13 protein-coding genes are annotated in these 20757 nt (G+C 74.3%); 4 read left to right on the forward strand and 9 right to left on the reverse strand.

Annotated elements, in window-relative coordinates; all coding sequences use genetic code 11:
* Positions 1 to 99: 99 nt before the first annotated feature.
* A complete protein-coding gene (locus tag ACFV2S_RS18350) occupies positions 100 to 3888 on the forward strand; it encodes a multifunctional oxoglutarate decarboxylase/oxoglutarate dehydrogenase thiamine pyrophosphate-binding subunit/dihydrolipoyllysine-residue succinyltransferase subunit (protein ID WP_385559755.1) in 3789 nt (1262 codons plus the stop codon).
* 81 nt (positions 3889 to 3969) lie between these two features.
* On the opposite strand, the gene fxsT is transcribed toward ACFV2S_RS18350, so the two are convergent.
* The 7 genes from fxsT to ACFV2S_RS18385 all read right to left on the reverse strand — a co-directional run bounded on the left by fxsT (position 3970) and on the right by ACFV2S_RS18385 (position 15933).
* Entirely contained in the window at positions 3970 to 6987 is a 3018-nt protein-coding gene (fxsT, locus tag ACFV2S_RS18355) for an FxSxx-COOH system tetratricopeptide repeat protein (protein WP_385559758.1), read from the reverse strand.
* 59 nt (positions 6988 to 7046) lie between these two features.
* Positions 7047 to 8321, reverse strand: coding sequence for an aKG-HExxH-type peptide beta-hydroxylase (locus tag ACFV2S_RS18360; protein WP_385559761.1), 1275 nt, complete (start codon positions 8319 to 8321; stop codon positions 7047 to 7049).
* Positions 8322 to 8399: 78 nt separating this feature from the next.
* A complete protein-coding gene (locus ACFV2S_RS18365; protein ID WP_385559764.1) occupies positions 8400 to 8609 on the reverse strand; it encodes a hypothetical protein in 210 nt (69 codons plus the stop codon).
* Positions 8610 to 8699: 90 nt separating this feature from the next.
* Positions 8700 to 11849: an SAV_2336 N-terminal domain-related protein gene (locus tag ACFV2S_RS18370; RefSeq protein ID WP_385559767.1), complete on the reverse strand. Its 3150-nt coding sequence runs from the start codon at positions 11847 to 11849 to the stop codon at positions 8700 to 8702.
* A 7-nt stretch (positions 11850 to 11856) separates the two neighbouring features.
* Positions 11857 to 12873: an AAA family ATPase gene (locus tag ACFV2S_RS18375; protein WP_385559770.1), complete on the reverse strand. Its 1017-nt coding sequence runs from the start codon at positions 12871 to 12873 to the stop codon at positions 11857 to 11859.
* A gap of 493 nt (positions 12874 to 13366) precedes the next feature.
* A complete protein-coding gene (locus tag ACFV2S_RS18380; protein ID WP_385559773.1) occupies positions 13367 to 15400 on the reverse strand; it encodes a trypsin-like peptidase domain-containing protein in 2034 nt (677 codons plus the stop codon).
* Positions 15397 to 15933 (reverse strand): CU044_2847 family protein, encoded by a 537-nt coding sequence (locus tag ACFV2S_RS18385; protein ID WP_385559776.1) that lies wholly within the window; start codon positions 15931 to 15933, stop codon positions 15397 to 15399. The genes ACFV2S_RS18380 and ACFV2S_RS18385 overlap by 4 nt, the downstream gene beginning before the upstream one ends.
* A 100-nt stretch (positions 15934 to 16033) precedes the next feature.
* Between ACFV2S_RS18385 and ACFV2S_RS18390 the strand changes: the two genes are divergently transcribed.
* On the forward strand, positions 16034 to 16219 hold the full coding sequence (locus ACFV2S_RS18390) for a DUF6104 family protein (protein ID WP_024761804.1): 186 nt from the start codon (positions 16034 to 16036) through the stop codon (positions 16217 to 16219).
* A 21-nt stretch (positions 16220 to 16240) separates the two neighbouring features.
* On the opposite strand, the gene ACFV2S_RS18395 is transcribed toward ACFV2S_RS18390, so the two are convergent.
* Positions 16241 to 17053 (reverse strand): hypothetical protein, encoded by an 813-nt coding sequence (locus tag ACFV2S_RS18395; protein ID WP_385559779.1) that lies wholly within the window; start codon positions 17051 to 17053, stop codon positions 16241 to 16243.
* Positions 17054 to 17203: 150 nt separating this feature from the next.
* Between ACFV2S_RS18395 and ACFV2S_RS18400 the strand changes: the two genes are divergently transcribed.
* Both ACFV2S_RS18400 and ACFV2S_RS18405 read left to right on the forward strand, forming a co-directional pair.
* Complete coding sequence (locus ACFV2S_RS18400) at positions 17204 to 18091, forward strand: DUF4097 domain-containing protein (RefSeq protein ID WP_385559782.1); 888 nt, start codon at positions 17204 to 17206, stop codon at positions 18089 to 18091.
* A gap of 1 nt (position 18092) precedes the next feature.
* Complete coding sequence (locus ACFV2S_RS18405) at positions 18093 to 18992, forward strand: helix-turn-helix transcriptional regulator (protein WP_385559785.1); 900 nt, start codon at positions 18093 to 18095, stop codon at positions 18990 to 18992.
* Between the two features lie 328 nt (positions 18993 to 19320).
* Here ACFV2S_RS18405 and ACFV2S_RS18410 read toward each other — a convergent pair whose 3' ends face one another.
* Positions 19321 to 20604 carry a cellulase family glycosylhydrolase gene (locus tag ACFV2S_RS18410; protein ID WP_385559960.1) on the reverse strand — a complete coding sequence of 428 codons (1284 nt, stop codon included), beginning with the start codon at positions 20602 to 20604 and terminating at the stop codon, positions 19321 to 19323.
* Positions 20605 to 20757 lie beyond the last annotated feature (153 nt).

The following is a 20757-nucleotide window of genomic DNA, read 5'->3' on the forward strand; positions in this document are numbered from 1 at the left end:
GACGTTGGCAGTGCCCGGCCTGCACCTCCCGGCCGGACAGGCGTAGCCTTTATTTCCGCTGTCCATCACCTTGCGAAGCGGAAGAGGGCGGTTGCCGCCGTGTCGTCTCAGTCCCCCAGTACCCCGAGCTCCCCGGCCCACCAAGACGGGCAGGGCGTGAGCCCCGCAGCCGCCTTCGGTGCCAATGAGTGGCTCGTCGACGAGATCTACCAGCAGTACCTCCAGGACCCGAATTCGGTCGATCGTGCCTGGTGGGACTTCTTCGCCGACTACAAGCCCGGAGCGTCGGAGACCCCGGCCGCCCAGGCCCCCACCACCACTCAGAGCGCGCCGGTCGCGCAGCAGGCGGGCCCCGCACAGGCCGCACCTGCCGCGCCGGCGGCCGTTCCGGCTCCCGCGCCCGCCCCGGTCGCGGCCCCGGCCCCCGTGAAGCCCGCCGCGGCTCCCGCGCCGGTCGCCGCGAAGCCCGCCGCCGCCGCTCCGGCGCCGGCCAAGGCCGCTCCGGCCGCCGAGGCCCCCGCCGGTCCCGAGCTGATCACGCTGCGCGGCCCCGCCGCCGCGGTCGCGAAGAACATGAACGCCTCCCTGGAGGTGCCGACGGCCACGTCCGTCCGCGCCGTCCCGGTGAAGCTGCTCTTCGACAACCGGATCGTGATCAACAACCACCTGAAGCGCGCCCGGGGCGGGAAGATCTCCTTCACGCACCTCATCGGCTACGCGATGGTGCAGGCGATCAAGGCCATGCCGTCGATGAACCACTCCTTCGCGGAGAAGGACGGCAAGCCGACCCTGGTCAAGCCGGAGCACGTGAACTTCGGCCTCGCGATCGACCTGGTCAAGCCCAACGGCGACCGCCAGCTCGTCGTCGCGGGCATCAAGAAGGCCGAGACGCTCAACTTCTTCGAGTTCTGGCAGGCCTACGAGGACATCGTCAAGCGCGCCCGCGTGGGCAAGCTCACGATGGACGACTTCTCCGGCGTGACGGTCTCCCTGACCAACCCCGGCGGCCTCGGCACCGTCCACTCCGTGCCGCGTCTGATGCCCGGACAGTCGGTCATCATGGGCGTCGGCTCGATGGACTACCCGGCCGAGTTCCAGGGCACCTCCCAGGACACCCTGAACAAGCTGGGCATCTCCAAGGTCATGACCCTGACCTCGACGTACGACCACCGCGTCATCCAGGGCGCCGCCTCCGGCGAGTTCCTGCGGATCGTGGCGAACCTCCTCCTCGGCGAGGAGGGCTTCTACGACGAGATCTTCAAGGCCCTGCGCATCCCCTACGAGCCGGTCCGCTGGCTCAAGGACATCGACGCCTCGCACGACGACGACGTCACCAAGGCCGCGCGCGTCTTCGAGCTCATCCACTCCTACCGGGTCCGCGGCCACGTCATGGCCGACACCGACCCGCTGGAGTACAAGCAGCGCAAGCACCCCGACCTGGACATCACCGAGCACGGCCTCACCCTGTGGGACCTGGAGCGGGAGTTCGCGGTCGGCGGCTTCGCCGGCAAGTCGATGATGAAGCTCCGCGACATCCTCGGCGTGCTCCGCGACTCGTACTGCCGCACCACCGGCGTCGAGTTCATGCACATCCAGGACCCGAAGCAGCGCAAGTGGATCCAGGACCGCGTCGAGCGCCCGCACTCCCGCGTGGAGCGCGAGGAGCAGCTGCGGATCCTGCGCCGGCTGAACGCGGCCGAGGCCTTCGAGACCTTCCTGCAGACGAAGTACGTCGGCCAGAAGCGCTTCTCCCTGGAGGGCGGCGAGTCCGTCATCCCGCTGCTCGACGCGGTCATCGACTCGGCCGCCGAGTCGCGCCTCGACGAGGTCGTCATCGGCATGGCCCACCGCGGCCGCCTGAACGTCCTGGCGAACATCGTCGGCAAGTCGTACGCGCAGATCTTCCGCGAGTTCGAGGGCAACCTCGACCCGAAGTCGATGCACGGCTCCGGCGACGTCAAGTACCACCTGGGCGCCGAGGGCACCTTCACGGGCCTCGACGGCGAGCAGATCAAGGTCTCCCTGGCCGCCAACCCCTCCCACCTGGAGGCGGTCGACCCGGTCCTGGAAGGCATCGTCCGCGCCAAGCAGGACGTCATCAACAAGGGCGGCACGGACTTCACCGTCCTGCCCGTCGCCCTCCACGGCGACGCGGCCTTCGCGGGCCAGGGTGTCGTCGCCGAGACGCTGAACATGTCGCAGCTGCGGGGCTACCGCACCGGCGGCACGGTCCACATCGTCATCAACAACCAGGTCGGCTTCACCGCCGCCCCGGAGTCCTCGCGTTCCTCGATGTACGCGACCGACGTGGCCCGCATGATCGAGGCGCCGATCTTCCACGTGAACGGCGACGACCCGGAGGCCGTGGTCCGCGTCGCGCGGCTCGCCTTCGAGTTCCGCCAGACGTTCAACAAGGACGTCGTGATCGACCTCATCTGCTACCGCCGCCGCGGTCACAACGAGGGCGACAACCCCTCGTTCACCAACCCGCAGATGTACAACCTGATCGACAAGAAGCGTTCGGTGCGCAAGCTGTACACCGAGTCGCTCATCGGTCGCGGCGACATCACCCTCGAAGAGGCGGAGCAGTCGCTCCAGGACTTCCAGGGCCAGCTGGAGAAGGTCTTCGCGGAGGTCCGCGAGGCCACCACCGCCCCGGCGGCGACGACCGTCCCGGACGCGCAGGCCGAGTTCCCGGTCGGCGTCACCACCGCGGTCTCCCAGGAGGTCGTGAAGCGGATCGCCGAGTCGCAGGTCAGCATCCCGGAGCGGACCACGGTCCACCCGCGTCTGCTCCCGCAGATGCAGCGCCGCGCCGCGTCCATCGACGACGGCACCATCGACTGGGGCTTCGGCGAGACCCTCGCCATCGGCTCCCTGCTGATGGAGGGCACCCCGGTCCGCCTGTCGGGCCAGGACTCCCGCCGCGGCACGTTCGGCCAGCGCCACGCGGTCCTGGTCGACCAGGAGACCGGCGAGGACTACACCCCGCTGCTCTACCTGACCGAGGAGCAGGCCCACTACAACGTCTACGACTCGCTGCTCAGCGAGTACGCGGCGATGGGCTTCGAGTACGGCTACTCGCTGGCCCGCCCGGACTCCCTGGTCATCTGGGAGGCCCAGTTCGGCGACTTCGTCAACGGCGCGCAGACCGTCGTCGACGAGTTCATCTCCTCGGCCGAGCAGAAGTGGGGCCAGACCTCCGGCGTCACGCTGCTCCTGCCGCACGGCTACGAGGGCCAGGGCCCGGACCACTCGTCCGCGCGCCCGGAGCGCTTCCTCCAGATGTGCGCCCAGGACAACATGACGGTCGCCATGCCGACGCTGCCGTCGAACTACTTCCACCTCCTGCGCTGGCAGGTGCACAACCCGCACCACAAGCCGCTCATCGTCTTCACCCCGAAGTCGATGCTGCGTCTGAAGGCCGCGGCGTCCAAGGTGGAGGAGTTCACCACCGGCGGCTTCCGCCCGGTGATCGGTGACTCGACGGTCGCCCCGGCCGACGTCCGCAAGGTCGTCTTCTGCGCCGGCAAGGTCTACTACGACCTGGAGGCCGAGCGTCAGAAGCGCGGTGACACGGAGACCGCGATCATCCGTCTGGAGCGCCTGTACCCGCTGCCGGGTGCCGAGCTGCAGGCCGAGATCGCCAAGTACCCGAACGCCGCGAAGTACATCTGGGCCCAGGAGGAGCCGGCGAACCAGGGTGCCTGGCCGTTCATCGCCCTCAACCTGATCGACCACCTGGACCTGGCGGTCGGCGCGGACATCCCGGCGGGCGAGCGCCTGCGCCGGATCTCGCGTCCGCACTCCTCCTCCCCGGCGGTCGGCTCGGCCAAGCGCCACCAGGCGGAGCAGCAGCAGCTGGTCAACGAGGTCTTCGACGCCTGATCGACCGCTCCGTACGCGTACGGAAGGAGGCCCGGCACCCCACTCGGGGTGCCGGGCCTCCGGCGTTTCCGCCGCCGGTGCTCAGCCCAGGTTGGCCTCGAAGTCCCAGTAGGGCCGGTTGCGCTGCCGCGCCGACAGGGTGTGCGGGTGCTGGGCGCCGAGCGTCCGGGTGAGGCTGAGCAGCGCGTCCTCCTCCAGCTTGGCCGCCTCCTCGTTCTCCCTGAGGCCGCGCAGGTCGGTGGCGAGCGCCACCTGGCTGGACAGGGTGAGGGGATGCTCGTTGCCCAGGGTGTGGCGGGCGCGGCGCAGGGTGTCCCGGCTGAGCTCGGCGGCGTCGTGCACCCGGCCGTTGAAGTTGCGCGCGGCGCCGGTGTTGAGCGCGCAGCCGAGGACCCAGGGGTGGTCGGATCCGAGCGAGGAGGTGAGTCCGGCGAGCGCGGCCTCCAGGATGGCCAGGGCGTCCGCGCGTTCGCCGGACGCCTGGAGGACGAGGGCGGTGTTGGCCAGGACGCCGGTGGCGACCGGGTGCGCGGGACCGAGGAGGGCGCGGTATCCGGCCTCGGCCTCGCGGCTGAGCTCGCGGGCGTGGTCGAGGTCGCCGTGCTCCCGGAGGTAGTTGGCGTAGTTGTTGAGGGAGGAGAGGGTCACGTAGTGGGTGCGGCCGTGCACCTGCTCCAGCTGGTCGAGCAGGCTGGCCATGGTGGCCCCGAGGTCCTGCTGGAAGCCGCCCTCGCGTCGCCGGCAGAGGGCCAGCTGGGTGCGGGCGTACAGGGTCTGCAGGTGCTGCGGTCCGAGCACCTGCACATGGCGCAGGACGTTGGCCTCCTGGCGGGCGAGTGCCTCGCGGTACTGCCCGAGGAGCCTCAGGTCGTGGGCGAGGGCGTTGCTGGAGTTGAGGGTCTGGGAGTGGCGCTTGCCGAGCACCCGCTCGCTCTGGGTGAGGGTCTCGGCGTCGGACTCGTACGCCTCCTGGAAGCGGCCGAGCTGCCGCAGGGTGACCCCGAGGTTGTGCCGGGCGACGAGGGTGGAGAACTCGGAGCCGCCGAGCAGGCGTTCGGCGTCGGCGAGGACCTGGCGCTGGAGCCGCTCCGACTCCTTGTACTGGCCGAGGAAGCGCAGGTCGCTGGAGATGGCGCTGCTGGAGAGCAGGGTGCCGAGCTCGTTCGGGGGCTGGGCGGTGGCGAGGCGTTCCCGCTGGGCGAGGTCGAGGTCGTACGCCTCGCGGAAGCGGCCGAAGGACCGCAGGATGTTGCTCTGCTGGGTGGTGAGGTCGAGCATGGGCTGGTCCAGGGGGTCCATGAAGGTGGACCAGTTGTCGCGGATCTTCTCGGCGAGCTGGATGCCGGCCCTGAACTCGCCGCTGCGGAAGCAGTAGCGCAGACAGTTGAGTACGGCGGTCTGGGTGCGCGGGTTGTGGCTGAGGAGCGCGCCGGAGGGTTCCAGGTGGGGCAGGAGTTCGGCGTAGCGGGGCCAGTGCCGGCTGTCCATGGGGTTGCCGGGGTCGGCCTCGGCGAGCAGGGTGCGGACGGCCTGGCGGTGGGCGGCCCGGTGGTCGCCCTCGGTGAGCCGGGCGACGATGTCGTGGACGAGCCGGTGCATGTGCACGGACTCCTGGTGCGGGCCCACCTCGGCGTTGTTGACGGGGCCCCGGGTCTCGCGGGTGAGGACGGAGTAGTTGACCAGGGTGTCCAGGGCCCGGGACCAGGCGGCGAGGTCCGTGGCCATCCAGCGCAGGTCCTCGGGGAGGTCGGCCTGCGGGTAGGCGCGGATGAGGCCGAGCGGGATGCGGCCGGGGGCGAAGGAGGCGCACAGGCTGAGCACGTCGATGGCCTGCGGCTGGGCGCGTCGGAGCCGGTTGATCAGTATCGACCAGGAGGTGAGGGACGCCTGCGGGAAGCCGTCGCCGGAGGGCTCGACGGCGGAGATCCGTCCTTCACGGACCATGTGCAGGTACTCGGACACCTCCATGCGGGACTCGCCGAGCCAGGCCGCGGCCTGGACCAGCGGCAGCGGTACGTCCCCGAATTCGGCGGCGACCTCTTCCGCCTCGGGCGCCGTGATGTGCGGGGCGCGGCGCATCAGGTAGGCGGTGGACTCGGCGCGGTCGAAGCCGGGGACTTCGAGGATGTCGGTGTAGTCGCCCCAGCCCCGGTTGCGGGAGGTGACGAGGACGTGGCCGGGGCCGTGCGGCAGCATGACGTTCGCGCCGTCCGTGTCGTCCCAGCCGTCGAAGACGATGAGCCAGCGGGAGTGCGGGTCGCCCCGGCGCAGCGCCTCGCGGACGGCGCGGATGCGTTCGCCGGGCTCGTTGCCGGTGGGGAGGCCGAGTTCGGTGGCGAGCTCGCCGAAGCGGTCGCGCTGCACGTTGCGGTCGTCGGAGCTGACCCACCACACGACGTCGTAGTCGGAGCTGAAGCGGTGGGCGTACTCGGCGGCGATCTGGGTCTTGCCGATGCCGGACATGCCGAGCAGGGTGCACGCGGCGCTGCCGCGCTCGGCGTCCATGAGGCGTTCCTGGAGCTCGGAGAGCAGGTCGTCGCGGCCGGTGAAGCGCGGGTTGCGGCGCGGGATCTCGCCCCAGACCTCGGGAGGGGTGTCCGGGAAGCGGACGAGCGATCCGGGCGGGAGCCTGCGGCCGGCGGCGCGGCGGGGTTCGACGGCGAGCCGGCTGAGCAGCCGGGCCTCGGCCTCCTCCTCGCCGACGCCCCAGAGGCTGACGGGTTCGAGGACGGCGGTGGCCGGGAGCAGGGTGCGATTGGTGAGGTTGACCGCGGCGAACCGCTCGGAGTGGGCGGCGACGAAGCCGCGCAGGACGTCGTTCCACTCACCGGCCGCACGGGGGCCGAGCTGGAAGAACCAGTCGTCCAGGACGAGCAGCACCTGGCCGCGGGCGAGCAGCAGGTCGCCGAGCGAGTCCTCCAGGGGGACCTCGCGCGGCGGGTCCCAGCGCTGCAGGCTCGCGCGCACCCCGTAGGCGTCGAGCCGTTGGTTGATCCAGGTCGCCCACGGGCGGTGGTAGCCGGGGAAGACCACGAGGACATGTTCCGGAGCGCTTCTGACTCCCTGCTCCGCCGCGCCGCCCGATCGCTGTTCCGCCATCTGTCGTGTCTCCCGTCCCGCTCCCGCGCAACGCGGTGTCATGTGCCGTGGGCACAGTGTTACCCAGCAGCCAGGGGGGCCGTGCCGAGGCTCGCGTGGTGCAGCCTCATTTGATGCACGAACTCCCTTCCTTCCACGGTCAGTTCATCGGATTCAAGCAGGATCCGCAGAGCCGCGCCCACCTGATCGTGGATGTCGTCGAACTGTTGCCCGGCAGCGCGCCGCCAGGCCGGCGGCACCCCGTCGGCGGTGACCGCGCGCCACCACAGGTCGGTCAGGGCCATGTGCGCGTAGGCGCCGTGCAGCACACCGGCGATGGGCCTCGGGTCCGGCCGCCAGCCGACCCGGTGCACGGCCTCCCGCCCGGGGCCGTACAGGGGCATGAGTTCGTGGAGCGTCGCCAGCTTGCTGTGGTGCATCTCGTGGACCACCGTTTCGACCATCCCCCGGCCCCCGTGGGGCAGGGAGGTCAGTACGGCGCCGGGGGCGGCGCTCAGCGTGGCCCCCAGGTGCCGGGGGCCTCGCGGCAGGACGGGGACGACGGCACGGACCCCGCGGGACACCTCGGCCGCCCGTCCGGGGTCCGTGCGGGCCAGGAGGTCCCGGGCGGCCCGCCAGGTGGCCGACCAGGCGGCGTGATCGGTGTCGGCGGGGTCGGCCGCCACGACCACGGTGCCGCCCGCTCCGGACGGCACGCGGTACGGGTCGACGTCGTCCAGGCGCGCGGTGCCGCCGTGCAGGGCGCGGACCGCGCGCCAGCCGGGCCCACGGCCCGCGAGGACGCCGTGGCTCCGGCCGGTCAGGGTCAGGACGGCGGGTACGGCGTGGTGGGCGCCGTCCGGGTGGAACCGGACGGTCCGCCCGCCGGAGCTGACCCGGACGCGCTCCGCGGCGACGCTCAGCCGGCCCACGCCGGGCAGCGGGAGCAGGCCGTCCGGAGTCTCCACGGTCAGGTCGAGCGCGCCGCCCGCGCACAGGGCGGCGGTGACCGCGAGGTGGTCGAGGTGACCGAGCAGCCCGTCGAAGGCCGGCCCGGCGGGCTCGGCGAGCGCACCGGCCAGCCAGGCCCCGGTGGTCGGGTAGTCGAGGACGTCACGGACCACGGCGGGATGGTGCCGCTCGACCCGTTCGAGCAGATCCCAGGAGCGCTCGAAGCGGCCGAGCGCTCCCGGCTCGACGGAGGCCCGGTGCCGGTGGACCCGCACCAGGAGGGCCTTGAGGAGCAGCAGCCGCCGGGTGTGCAGGGCGGACCCCAGCAGCGCGAGCCCGTCCGGGGCCGGGCTGAGCCGGGCCAGCCGGGCGACGACGGGCGCGGGCAGGGGCGCGCCGCTCACTCGCGCCTCCACGGGGCTGCGGCGGGTGGTGCGCATCTGACCGAAAAGGGCCGGTCGGCGTGGCCGCTCCACCTGAGGTCAGCCGTCGACCTTGTCCCCGCCGCTCTCGACGAACCAGGACGGCTCCAGCTCCAGCGGATCCCAGAGGACCCGCTCGACGGCGGCCGCCAGCTCGGGATCGTCCATGAAGCGCAAGGTCCGCAGGTCCACGGCGGTGAGGTCGGGCAGGCCCCATGGCCGTTCGCCGCCCCGGTCGACGCCTGCGACCCGCTGCGTGTGCTCCAACACCCTCGGCTCCTCCTCACCGACCCTTGTCCCCCACGGTCGTAGCGGCGGAGCGGTTCTTCCCGACGCCTCGAAGACGGAAACCCGTTCGACTCAACTGCGCCCATGCGCGCCCCCGTTATCCAGCCGTTCCGCGTCCTCTTCGCGCCAGGCCCACCAGGGCGGCGTGATCCGGCGCCGCTCCTCGCGGGAGAGGCCGTCCGGGCGCGGCCGGGGGGCGGCGCCGACCTCGGCGAGCAGGGTCCGGGTCCGCTCCACGTCCGCCCAGTCCACCGGCACCAGCATGCCGTCCAGGCGTCGCCACTGCTCGGCCGCCTCCCGCAGGACGGTCGCTGCGTGGCCGAGCCGGTCCATCAGGTAGAGCACCGTCCCCTGGGCGTGCAGCGCCCTCGCCAGGGTGACCGTGCCGGGGGTGTCGCCGCGGGCGGAGCGGCTGTCGTCGGCGGCGCGCCGGAAGGCGGTGAGGGCGTCGACGAGCTGCCCGTCCCTGGCCGCCTCGCTCAGCTGCAGCTGCACCCAGCCCAGTTGGAGCCAGATCTCGGCCCGGATCGCCACGTCGCGGGCGGTGCGGACGGCCTCGTCGAGGAGGTGGCGGCTCTCGTACAGGTCGGGCAGGAAGCCGGCGCGGTCGAAGCGGAGGGCGAGGACGCTGCCGATGAGGATCCTCGCGCGGTCGCGGGCCGCGGCGCCGGCGGGGAGGCAGGTGAGGGCCTCGCGGAGCACGGACTCGGCGCGGTCGACCGGCCGTGTCCCGGTGCCGGCGGCGGCGCGGCGCAGCAGGGACTCCCCCCAGGTGAGCAGGAGCCGGCCGCGCTGTCCGCTCTCGGCGGGGGCGAGCAGGGTGGCCTGCTCGTACGCCTCGTCCGCCGCCGCGCCGTCGCCCGCGGTCTCGTACAGGCGGGCCCGCGCTGCGGTGTGACGCAGCCTCAGGGCGTGGCCGTCGCCGAGGAGCGCCTCCGCGCGGTCGAGCACGGGGCCGACGCGGTCCGGTCCGGCGTCGGCGAGGTGCAGGGCGTCGGCGAGGTCGAGCAGGGCCGCGGCGCTCTCCCCGAGGGCGAGGGCCGCCGTGAGCTCCTCGGCCGCCGCGGCGCCCTCGCCGCGCGCCAGGAGCAGCCGTCCGCGGCGCAGGTGCAGCGTGGGCCGGGACGAAGGGGGCCACTGGCCGGTGTCCTCGGCGAGGGCGGCGAGCGCGGCGTCGAGCTGCCGGGGGTCCTCGGTCTCCTGCCACAGGGCGTGGTGGACGACGGCCCGTTCGAGGCGGGCCTCGGCCCAGTGCTCGTCTCCGGGGCGGGCCTGCGCCCCGGCCCGGACGAGCGCGTCGGCCGCCTGGGTGAGGAGCTCGTGGCGGCGGCCGGTGCGCCGGACGGCGCCGGTGCCCGCCTCCGCGTACAGGATGCGGCCGAGGAGGACGCGGGCCGCGACGGGCGCGGCGGGGAGGGCCTCCTCGGCCCGCTCGCGGGCGGCGGCGAGCAGGGCGGGGTCGGACTGGGCCCGTCCCTGGTCGAGGAGGCGGCGGGCCTCGGTGAGGGGGTCGGGGGTGACGAGGTCGGGGTGGTAGAAGCGGAGCACGCGCGCGGGGATGCGGGCGAACAGCTCCGCCTCGGCGTCCTCGGGCGCGAGGGGGTCGTCGGACCCGTCGGACGGGGTCGGGAGGCCGGGGCCGCCGTCGCCCCCGTCGGCGGGGCCGTGGCCGTGCCCGGCGAGGCGGGCGGCGGCGAGCGCCGGGAAGTTGCGCATGCCCTGGCCGAAGTTGCGCTCCACGTACTCCGAGCAGTGCTTGAGGACGAGGGCGGCGGCGCCTGGATCGAGCGAGCCGAGGAGGAACTGCTGGATGCCCGGCGGATAGCTGAAGCAGGGGTACGGGGCGGGTCCCGGCAGCCGCCGCAGCAGTCCGCTGAGCAGGACCTCGGCCAGCTCCATGGGCCCGGTGTCGGGGAGCATGGCGCGCTGGACGAGCTGCATGACGGGCAGGGTCAGCGGGGCCGCCGCGAGGTGGACGGCGAGCCGGAGCGCCCCCGGGGAGGCGCCGGCCCGGAAGGCGCGCAGGAGTTCCTCGTCGCCGCGCGGGGCGCGGGGCGCGGCGGGCGGGCGGGGCGCGGCGGGGTCGGGGTGGAGCCAGGCGGCCCAGCCGCGGACGGTGTTGCCGCCGTGGCCGGTGTGGAGCCGGGCCCAGGAGGCGAAGGCCTCGGGGGTGGGGGTGAGCACGGGCACGGCACGCCGGGCCGGGTCGGGAACCGCCCAGGGTTCGTCGTCGGACCGGAAGGAGGCGGGTCTCCCGGGGCTCGCGGAGCGCTGGAAGGTGCCGGGTTCGGCGGGGAGCGCGGTGCGGGGCCACAGGCGCGGCGGCAGGGGCTGGACGAGGGCGAGCGGGGCGTGGCGGGGCCACTGGCGGAGGAAGCGCTGGGCGGATCCGCGCTGCCAGAGGGGTCCCACGCAGTCGCTGACGACGAGGGTGAGGCGGCGCCCGGTGGGGTCGTGGAGCTGGTCGACGGGGCGGAGCCGCGGGCGGCCGTCGGCGCCGGAGGTGGTGGTGACGAGCGGGGGGCCCTCGCCGGTGTCGTACAGGCGGTGCACCTGGACGTCGCGGAAGGCGCCGGACTGCTGGCAGGCCTGGCGGAGCTCCTCGACCATGCGGTCCCAGACGACCATGGCGGGGCCGGTGTCCATGAGCAGCTGGATGTCGGGGCGGCGGCCCGCGGCGGGGCGCAGGACGGGCGTCAGGATGCCCGCGGCGGCGCTGCGCTCGGCGGTGGCCTCCTCGTCGAGGGTGCCCTCGCCGGGGCGCGGCGGGGCGGGCGCGTACCCGCGCAGCGGGCGCAGGGCCTTCTGGAGGCCGAGGAGTCCGGGCAGGGCGTTGGCGCCGGGGGCGCGGACGGGCAGGGCCGCGCCCCGTCCCGTACCCCCGCCCGCGCCGCCGCGCGTCCGGTCCGCCACGGGGGCTCCGGCGCGCATGTGGAGGGCGACGGACTCATGGCCTCCGGTGCGGACGGGCCCGCGGGCGGGTGCCTCCCCGCGATTGGCCGGATCTCGCCCCCCGTCGGCGGACCGGGCGGTCTCCGCGCTCCCGCCGCCGTCGCTCCCGCCGTCCGCGCGGGACGGCGGCTCCGGATCGGGAGTCTCCGGTTCCGGCAGCCACTGGGACAGCCAGAGCGCGTCCGCGACCGCCTCGGCGGACGGGTCCGCCCCGCCCGCCCGCAGTCTGCGGGTCAGCTCCTCCAGAGGCATCCGGCGCGTCCGGTGCATCCGGTCATCACCTCGGCTGATCGAGCGGCTGCATGAGCATGTCCGCGATGCGTTCCCTGGTCACCCGCTCGGCGCGGGAGGCGTGCTGGGTGAGGTAGAGGGCGTTGAGCAGCTGGTCGGTGGCGATGACCTCGCCCGGCTCGCGGTTCAGGAATCGCTGGACGAGTCCCTGCTCGCCGTCGCCCGCGGCGGCCTCGGTCCCCAGGTGGGCCTCGATCATCGCGCCGATCTGTTCCTCGCCGGGCGGTTCGAGCTCCAGGCGGATGCAGCGGCGCAACAGGGCGGCGGGAAAGTCCCGTTCGCCGTTGGAGGTGAGCACGATGAACGGGAAGGTGGAGCAGCGGACGCGGCCGCCGTGGACCGGCACCTTGCGGCCGTCGTCGCTGAGCACCTCGACGACCGGCTCCCGGTCGGCGAGCCGCTCCAGCTCGGGGATGGCGAACTCGCCCTCCTCCAGGGCGTTCAGGAGGTCGTTGGGCAGGTCGAGGTCGCTCTTGTCGAGCTCGTCGATGAGCAGCACGCGGGGCTGCTCGGAGGGGAGCAGCGCGGTGCCGAGCGGTCCGAGCCGGATGTACGAGCCGATGCCGCCCGGGGCCGCGGCGGCGGAGCCGGAGGCGCCGGCCTGGGCGCGCTCCAGCTGGACGTCCTGGAGGCGGCCGATGGCGTCGTACCGGTAGAGGCCGTCCTGGAGGGTGGAGCGGCTGACGATCGGCCAGCGCAGCACCCGGCCGAGGCGCAGCTCGTGGGCGACCGCGTGCGCGAGCGTCGACTTGCCCGTGCCGGGGTTGCCGGTGACCAGGAGCGGCCGCCGCAGGTACAGGGCGGCGTTGACGGCGTCGGTCTCGGCGGGCCGGGGGTGGTGGTTCTGGACGAGCCTGCGCTTGACGCCGAGCCGCCGGTCGGAGCCGGCCAGGGTGTCGTCGGCGCCGCCCGTCGAGAAGTCGCGCCAGGGCGGTGGGGCGGGCAGGCGCTGTATCTCGTCGTGCGGATGCCCGGCCCCGCGGTAGATCCGCCAATCGTTCACGATGAACTCCTCCTGGCTGTGGTGTGCCGGCCGGGCCCTCCGCAACGTACTGCCCACGACGGCCCCTGCCGACCCTCAAATCGGTCGTCCGCGAAGGGGCCGCGCGCGGCGGGGCACGCGGGGCGGACGGGGGCGTGCGGAGGCGGCGTCCGAGGCGGACGCACCGGACCGGACGCCCCCTGCGCCCGAACCACCCGCGCGGGCCCGACCGGACGGGACGGCCGCGGTACCTGCGCCGCGCCCGCGAGGCGCCCGGGAACGGACGGGCGCCGTGGCCGGGACACGCTCACGAGGTGCCCGGGAACGGACGGGCGCCGTGGCCGGGGCACGCTCACGAGGTGCCCGAAGCCGGACGGTCGATGTAACCGAGCCGCGCCCGCCGGGCGACCCTGAGCGGACGGTCGCCGTGGCCGTGGCCGTGAAGGGTTCGCTGCACGCCCCGGAGCGGACGGTCGACGTGGCCGTGGAGGGTGCGCCGCGCGCCGGGCCGCCGTCACGGGTCCTCCTCGCCGAGCATCGGCGGAGCCTCCAGCCGGCCGCCGTGCGGCGGACGGTCGGGCGGGTCGTACAGGACGGCGATGGTCTCGGCCCAGGCGAGGTCGGCCCGCTCCGGCGCCAGGGTGCGCAGGGACCGGACGGGCTTGCCGAGCCCGTCGGCGGTGAGCGCGTCCGTGAGCAGCCGGTCGGCCTGCTCGTGGAAGTCCGCGCAGTCGGTGTGGTCGTGGGCGCCGGTCCGCCAGAGGGCCAGCGGATGGCCGGCGGTCAGGGCCGCGTTCATGGCCATGAGCCCGTCACCGCTTCCGACGGGGCCGCAGAAGACGGGGACCGTACCGCCCTCGGCCTCCCTGAGCCGGTCGTACGTCTCCGCCCAGGTCTCCCGCCGCACCCGCGCGGCGTGCGCGTCCGGGACCGCGCCGGGCACCTCCGCCCGCAGCGGCGCCGCGCGCAGCGGGCCACGCTGCCCGGCCTCCCAGCGCTCGCGCCACTCGGGCGCCGGCTCCTTGTCGTGCCGCCGGGCGTCCCTGATGACCACGATGCGGCGCTGCCCGAGGGTGATGGCCCCCCACGCCTCGTCGGGGCCCTGCGGAAGTTCGAGCCGCCAGGTGTCGAGCGGCTCGTCGAAGAGCTCGCGCGGCAGCACCGCCTCCACGGCGGCCAGGTGGGGCCCGTTGTCGCCGAGCCGGAGCGCCTCGGCGAGCGGCCCGCGCAGGGTCTGCTTGAGCTGGGCCCGCTCGACGCCGCTGTCGTCGCCCTTGAGCGGGGTGACCATGTGCCCGTCGCGGAGCAGCTTCACGCGCCAGGGGTAGCGCCGCCCCCAGCGCGGCGTGTCGATCTCCAGGAGCACGTCCGCGCGTGCCCGGCGGTCACGGACGGCGACGGGGGCCGCCGCACGGCCCGGGCCGATCAGGTCGTCGATCTCGCGGCGGAGGAACGGGCCCGCGTCGGCGGCCCGGTCGATGAGCCAGCCCCGGAAGGCGGCCGCCTCGCCCAGCCCGCCGGGCCGCCCGGAGACGCGGCGGACGACATGGGCCGCGTACAGGAGGACGGCGTCGAGGCCGGGGTCACCCGGATCGCTGCGGTCGGGCGCGCGCAGCCCGTACAGCAGGGCCGCTCCCTCGCTCCAGGTGCGCGGGTCGTCCTCGAACGCGTCCGGGGTGGTGGTGTTCCGGATCCAGGCCTTGACCCGGTCGACCACGTCCATGATCTCGCCGGGGTTGATCGGCGGGGGGAGCGCAGCGAGTTGCCCCCGCAGGCGGGTGCGCAGCTTCGGGCTGAGCGGGTGCGGGCCGCCGTGCCGTTCCTGCGCGCGCGTCCAGTCGGATCCGTCGTCCAGGGACTGGTGGTAGTGGTCGAGGTGATGACGGTCGTGCGCGCGCAGGGCCTCGGCCCAGAGCTCGCCCCCGGGCACGTCGTGCAGGCGGCGCAGGACGGTGAGGGGGACGAGGGCGCCCCGGTCGGACCAGCGTCCCTTGTTGAAGCCGATCACGGCGCCCATGGCGTCGTCGACGACCGGGCCGCCGGAGCAGCCCTCGACGGGCAGCACCCCGTCCGTCACGAGGGCGCGGGCGTCCACGCCGCTCAGCTTGCCGTGGACCTGGCGGATGCCCAGCTCTCCGGTCTCCCGCGACCAGCCGTGCAGGCCGATCCTGGTGGTGCGGTCGGGGGGCAGTTCGGCGAGGAGGACGCAGGAGGCCCTGCGCGTGCCGGGCACGCGCACGAGGGCGACGTCGGGGAAGCCCCAGGGCTCGGGGCGCACGTCGGGGTCCTCGGGCCGGGGCAGGGCGAGCACCACGGTGCCGATGGACCGGCGGGTGGTCCTGCCGTCCTGCCAGGTGATGCCGACGGCAGGCTCCTTCCTCCACACCTCGCCACCCCCCTCGGCCACGACATGGGCGCAGGTCAGGACCCAGCCGGGGGCGATGAAGAAGCCGGTGCCCCAGAACCGGTCGCCGTCCAGGTCATACCCGCCGTCGGGAGCGCCGATGCGTACGAGTGCGGGGCGTACGAGAGCGTCGAAGGCGCTCATGCGATCTCATCGGCCGCCGGGCGCGCGCTGGGCACCGGGGGCGCGGCCGGCAGGGGCGGCGCGACGGGCGCGGGCGGCACGCTCGGCGCCGGGGGGACGGGGTCGGCGGTGCCTCCCTGTCCGGCCGTGGGGCTTCCCTGTCCGGCCGTGGGGCCGGCGGCCGCCTCCGTGTCCTGCCCGGCCGCCGGACCCGCGGCGGGCGTCGGGCCCGGTTCGGTCCAGGTCAGGGACACGTTCACGGAGGCCTTGCCCGCGCCGTCCGCCAGGACGCCGATCACCTTGCCGGACTGCGCGGAGAGTTCGATGCCGAAGCTGACGGCGACCTCCACCGGCCCCTGCGGGTCGAGGCCCGCGCGCAGGGAGCCGACGACCCCGCGCACCACGTCCGTGAGCCCGCCGGCCATCGAGACCACCCGGTCCCTGACTCCGGTGTCCCGGAAACCGCCGCCCCCGCCGAGCTCCTCCGCGTCGCTGACGCGCGCCCAGACGGGTGTGCCGTCGTCCAGTCGAATCCGCGCGATCCCGTGTGCCACAGCGGCCCCCGCTCCCCGAAGCGATGTTGGATCCAGAAGGCTAATCGGTGGGACTGACGGGCGACAGGGGACGTGAGGGGGTACGGCCTATCCTGATCACATGTACTTCACCGACCGTGGCATCGAGGAACTGGAGAAGCGGCGCGGCGAGGAGGAGGTCACCTTCGAGTGGCTCGCCGAGCAGCTGCGGACGTTCGTCGACCTCAACCCCGACTTCGAGGTGCCCGTCGAGCGCCTCGCGACCTGGCTGGCCCGTCTGGACGACGACGAGGACGACGACGAGTAGGAGACCGGTCCGGCTGCGGGGTCACCGCTCCCGCAGCCGGTCGTAGGCGAGCCCGAGCGCGCCGTGCGCGACGAGCAGCGCCCCGGCCGTCGCCCATCCGCCGCTGCGCCGGCCGGCGCCCCAGACCAGCAGCGGCAGCCCCACGAGCAGCTGCGCCCCGCTCAGTACGCGCGCCCGTGGGCCGCGCAGGTACGGGCCGAGAGGGCCCTCCTCCACCACGTCCAGCTCCGCGCGCACGGCGTCCCGCCAGCCCGCCCATTCGAGCTGTTCCGCGCCCTGGGCGAGAGCGACGGAGCGGAGCCGGTCGGCGCTCTCGCCGGGGACGATCCCGGTGGGCAGCGCGAGCCCGGCGCGGGCCAGGACGGCGACGACGCCGACCAGCCGACCGTGGGCGTCGACGTCCGGATCGGGGCCGGTGAGGGGTTCGAGGGCCTGTACGTCCAGGACGGGATCGAGGGCGAGCCGGGCGGCGAAGGTGCGCATGGCCTCGTCCTCGCCGACGGGGGTGCCGTCCGCGAGCCAGGTGTAGCCGACCGTACGGCGGAAGCCGGCGGCGAGCGTGAGACCGGCCCGGTCGCGGTCCCACCAGAGCGCGACGACGGGCCAGGAGGCCGAGACGGCGAGGGCGGTGGCCCAGCCGGTGACGACCTGTTCGACGGGCTCGCCGCCGTGCAGCCAGGGCTTCCCCTCCGGTACGAGCACGCTCCACTCGGTCCCGGCGGGGGCGAGGAGCAGCTGTTCCCGGAGGAGTTGGGCGGGCGGCCGGACCGCCGGGGGCTCGGCGCGGCAGAGCAGGAGGGCTCCGGCGGGGTGCGGCCCGGGTGTCGCGTTCATGGGCCCCACGCTAGGGCAATTTGTCACGTTGTGAACGCTTTTACCCCTCACATATCAGGGATGAGTCGGGGTTGACTTCGCAAGACCGCGATATATCGTGTCTATCGAGAGACGCGATATGTTGCGTTGCCGATACGGGAGGTCAGCACCATGACAGAGTGGTCCGTCACCGAGCCGACGAAGCTGGCTCCGGCCGACCCCGTGACGCTGCTGCAGGTCCGCATCGTCAACGGCACGGTGAACGTGGTGGGGACGGACGAGAGTTCCGCCCGCGTGGAGATCTCCGAGATCGAGGGTCCGCCGCTGATCGTGACGCAGGACGGCTCCACGCTGACCGTGACCTACGAGGACCTGCAGTGGAAGAGCATCCTCAAGTGGTTCGAGCGCAAGGAGTACCGGCGCCGGGCCGTCGTCTCGGTCGCCGTCCCGGCGGGCGTCGACGTCGAGGTGGGGGTGGTCGGCGCCGAGGCGGTCGTCACGGGGATCAGAGGGCGCACCGCGGTGCGCGGCGTCACGGGCGACACCACGCTCCTGGGGCTGTCCGGCCCGGTCCGCGCCGAGACCGTCTCGGGGAACCTGGAGGCCCAGTCGGTCACCGGCGCACTGCGCGTCAACTCCGTGACCGGCGACGTGACGGTGATCGAGGGCGCCGGGTCCTCGGTGAAGGCCGACACGGTCAGCGGCGACATGGTCATCGACCTCGACCCCGGCCGGCTCGACGGACCGCCCGCCGACATCCGGCTCACGAGCGTCTCCGGCGAGGTCGCCATCCGGCTCCCGCACCCGGCCGACGCCCGGGTCGAGGCGAGCACGACGAGCGGCGCCGTGTCGAACGCCTTCGAGGACCTGCGGGTGGGCGGCCAGTGGGGCGCCAAGTCCATCACCGGCACGCTCGGTTCGGGCCGGGGCACCCTCAAGGCGACCACCGTCTCCGGTTCGATCGCCCTGCTCCGCCGGCCCGAGCCCGAGGAGGGCGGCGACGCCGCCACCCCGTCCTCCACCTCCTCCGCCCCCTCCGCGACCGGAAAGGTGCTCTGACATGCCGCCCGTCTTCGCCCACGGACGCCTCCGCCTCTACCTCCTGAAGCTGCTCGACGAGGCCCCCCGCCACGGGTACGAGGTGATCCGGCTCCTGGAGGAGCGCTTCCAGGGGCTGTACGCCCCGTCGGCGGGCACGGTCTATCCGCGCCTCGCCAAGCTGGAGGCCGAGGGCCTCGTCACCCACGCCAGCGAGGGGGGCCGCAAGGTCTACTCGATCACCGACGCCGGCCGCGCCGAGCTGGCCGGGCGCGGCGCCGAACTGGACGACCTGGAGCGGGAGATCCGCGAATCGGTCTCGGAACTGGCGGCGGAGATCCGCGACGACGTGCGCGGTGCGGCCGGCAGGGTGCGCAGCGAGATGCGCGCGGCGGCGGGCGAGAACCGCACGGTGGACGCCCCCTCGTTCGCCGAGGCGAAGGAGGAGATGCGCCGCTTCAAGCAGGAGTGGACGCAGCAGGCCCGCGAGGCCCGCGAGGAGGCCCGGTCGGCGCGGCGCCAGGCGAAGGAGTTCCAGCGCATCGCCCAGCAGGTGCAGGACGAGGTCCAGGACCGGTTCTCGCGGGGCGACTGGCCCAAGGGGGTCTGGGAGGGGATCTCGGGCATCACGGCCCAGCTCGGCGACCTGGTGGCGGGCACGACCCACCCGAGGGCCGCCGCGCCGCAGGCACCGTTCACGAAGGCCCCGGCGGACGAGGTGCCGGAGTGGGCGCGGGACACGGCGGGCACGGGCGACCCTGCCCGCGACCTGGACCGGCTCCTGGACCGCTTCCGCGACGAGATCCGCGACGCGGCCCGCGACCACGGAGTGACCCAGGAGCAGCTGAAGGAGGCCCGCCACCACCTGTCGACGGCGGCCCTCGGCATCAGATCCCTCCTGAACCCCGAACGAAAGGCCTGACGGGGCGGCCTGACGGATCGACCGGACCGGGCGACCGCCCGGAGACGCACCGCCGCCCGGTGCGCCGCCGCCGGGCGGGCCGCCACCGGGCGGGCCGCCCGGACGGCCCGGACAGCCCAGACGGCCCGACGTGCCCAGACGGCCCGACGTGCGCGGACGCGCCCGGACGTGCCCGGCCGCGCCCGGACGGCCCAGCGGTGGCGCGGCGGGGCGGCGGTGGGCCTGCGGTGGCACGGCGGCCCGGCGGTGGCACGGCGGCCCGGCGGCCCGGCGGTGGCCCGGCGGCCCGGCGGTGCCTCGGCGCGGCGGCGGTTGCCCGGATGGTGCGTCAGCCGCGGGTGGCCGTGACGGTGATCCGGGCGTTCGGGGTGGCCAGGACCCAGGCCCGGCCGCGGTCCCTGCGGAGGACCAGCGCACCGCCCCGAGCGGTCACCCGCCAGTCGCCGGGCGGCAGGGAGAGCTCGGTGACGCGGGAGCCGCGCCGGCCGGCCGCGTCGTACGAGAGGCGGTAGACCCCGGCCGCCGGGTCGTAGGAGGCGGAGCGGACCGTGCCGGCGACCGCCTCGGCGTACGGCTCGGCGGTCAGCTCCTTGTTCGGGCGGAAGGCCCCGGTGCCGTCCACGGCGCAGTAGCCCCCGCCGTAGCACCACTCCCAGCCGGTCCAGCCGGAGCTGTAGCGGCCGAGGGAGGCCATGGCCTCGCGGTAGAAGCGGTTCATGTTCGGAAGGGAGTTGTTGAGCGGTCCCCACTCCCCCACGACGACCGGCACCTTGTACGTCTCGGGGTACTGGGTGACGGCGGCCTCGTAGTTCTCGATCCAGCGGGCCGAGGGGTCGTAGTCGCCGCCCGCCTCCATCGTGCCGTTGTAGAAGTGCGGGGAGTAGACCACCTTCGGGTCGTCGATCCTCCCCAGGCCGGTGGGCACGCCCTCGCCGACGATCGGGGTCGGCTCGACGAAGATCCACCCGTCCTTGTCGACCGCGCGGATCTGGTCCGCGATCCGGTTGTGCATCGGGGTGATCTGGTCGCGCTCGATGCGCCGGGCGGCCGTCGCCAGGTCCTCGCCCTCGCGCAGTTCGCCCATCGGCTCGTTGATGGGGTCGTAGCCGAGGACGGCGGGGTGGTCCTTGACGCGGTCGGCGAGCACCCGCCACATGCGGGCCTGGGCGCGCTGCAGGTCCTCGTCCTCGTAGAGGTGGGTGAAGGCGCGCTGGACGGCCGGCTCGAAGTACTCGGAGAACCAGTCGTCGGGGTGCGGGGTGAAGGGGAGTCCGTCGGTCCTGGTGGCCCAGGCGGGTACGCCCCGGGAGCCGAACGCGGGCCCGAAGACGTCCTGGTGGGCGTCGAGGATGACCTTGACGTCGTACTTCTCGGCCCAGTCCAGGATCCGCTCGACCTTGCGGAGGTACGCCTGGCTGTACTGGCCGGGGCGGGGTTCCAGGTCGTCCCAGAAGACCAGGAGCCGGGCCGTGTTGTAGCCCTTGGCCCGCATGTCCCGGAGGTACTTCTCGGTGATCGCGGAGAGGGCGGTGTCGCCGCGGTGCGACTTGTCCGCGAGGTTCCAGCCGCGGAGGGTGAGGACCCGGCCGCGGGAGTCGGTGAGGGCGGGTATCCCCTCACCGCCCTTCCCCGCACGGGCGGAGCCCGGGGGCCCGGGGGGGGCGCCCCCCCCGGGCGGGGGGGGCGGCGGGGGGGGGGGGGGCGGCGGGGGGGGGGCGGGGGGGCGCCCCCCCGGGGCGGACGAGGTGGACGCCCGGGGGGGTGG

The organism is Streptomyces sp. NPDC059695 (assembly GCF_042733785.1).
Lineage (GTDB): Bacteria > Actinomycetota > Actinomycetes > Streptomycetales > Streptomycetaceae > Streptomyces.

What these genes read in the sequence shown, in the direction of transcription:
- fxsT (WP_385559758.1), bottom strand. Translation starts at nt 6,987, where the DNA reads ATGGCGGAACAGCGATCGGGCGGCGCGGCGGAGCAGGGAGTCAGAAGC.
- ACFV2S_RS18370 (WP_385559767.1), bottom strand. Translation starts at nt 11,849, where the DNA reads ATGCACCGGACGCGCCGGATGCCTCTGGAGGAGCTGACCCGCAGACTG.
- ACFV2S_RS18380 (WP_385559773.1), bottom strand. Translation starts at nt 15,400, where the DNA reads ATGAGCGCCTTCGACGCTCTCGTACGCCCCGCACTCGTACGCATCGGC.
- ACFV2S_RS18390 (WP_024761804.1), top strand. Translation starts at nt 16,034, where the DNA reads ATGTACTTCACCGACCGTGGCATCGAGGAACTGGAGAAGCGGCGCGGC.
- ACFV2S_RS18395 (WP_385559779.1), bottom strand. Translation starts at nt 17,053, where the DNA reads ATGAACGCGACACCCGGGCCGCACCCCGCCGGAGCCCTCCTGCTCTGC.
- ACFV2S_RS18400 (WP_385559782.1), top strand. Translation starts at nt 17,204, where the DNA reads ATGACAGAGTGGTCCGTCACCGAGCCGACGAAGCTGGCTCCGGCCGAC.
- ACFV2S_RS18405 (WP_385559785.1), top strand. Translation starts at nt 18,093, where the DNA reads ATGCCGCCCGTCTTCGCCCACGGACGCCTCCGCCTCTACCTCCTGAAG.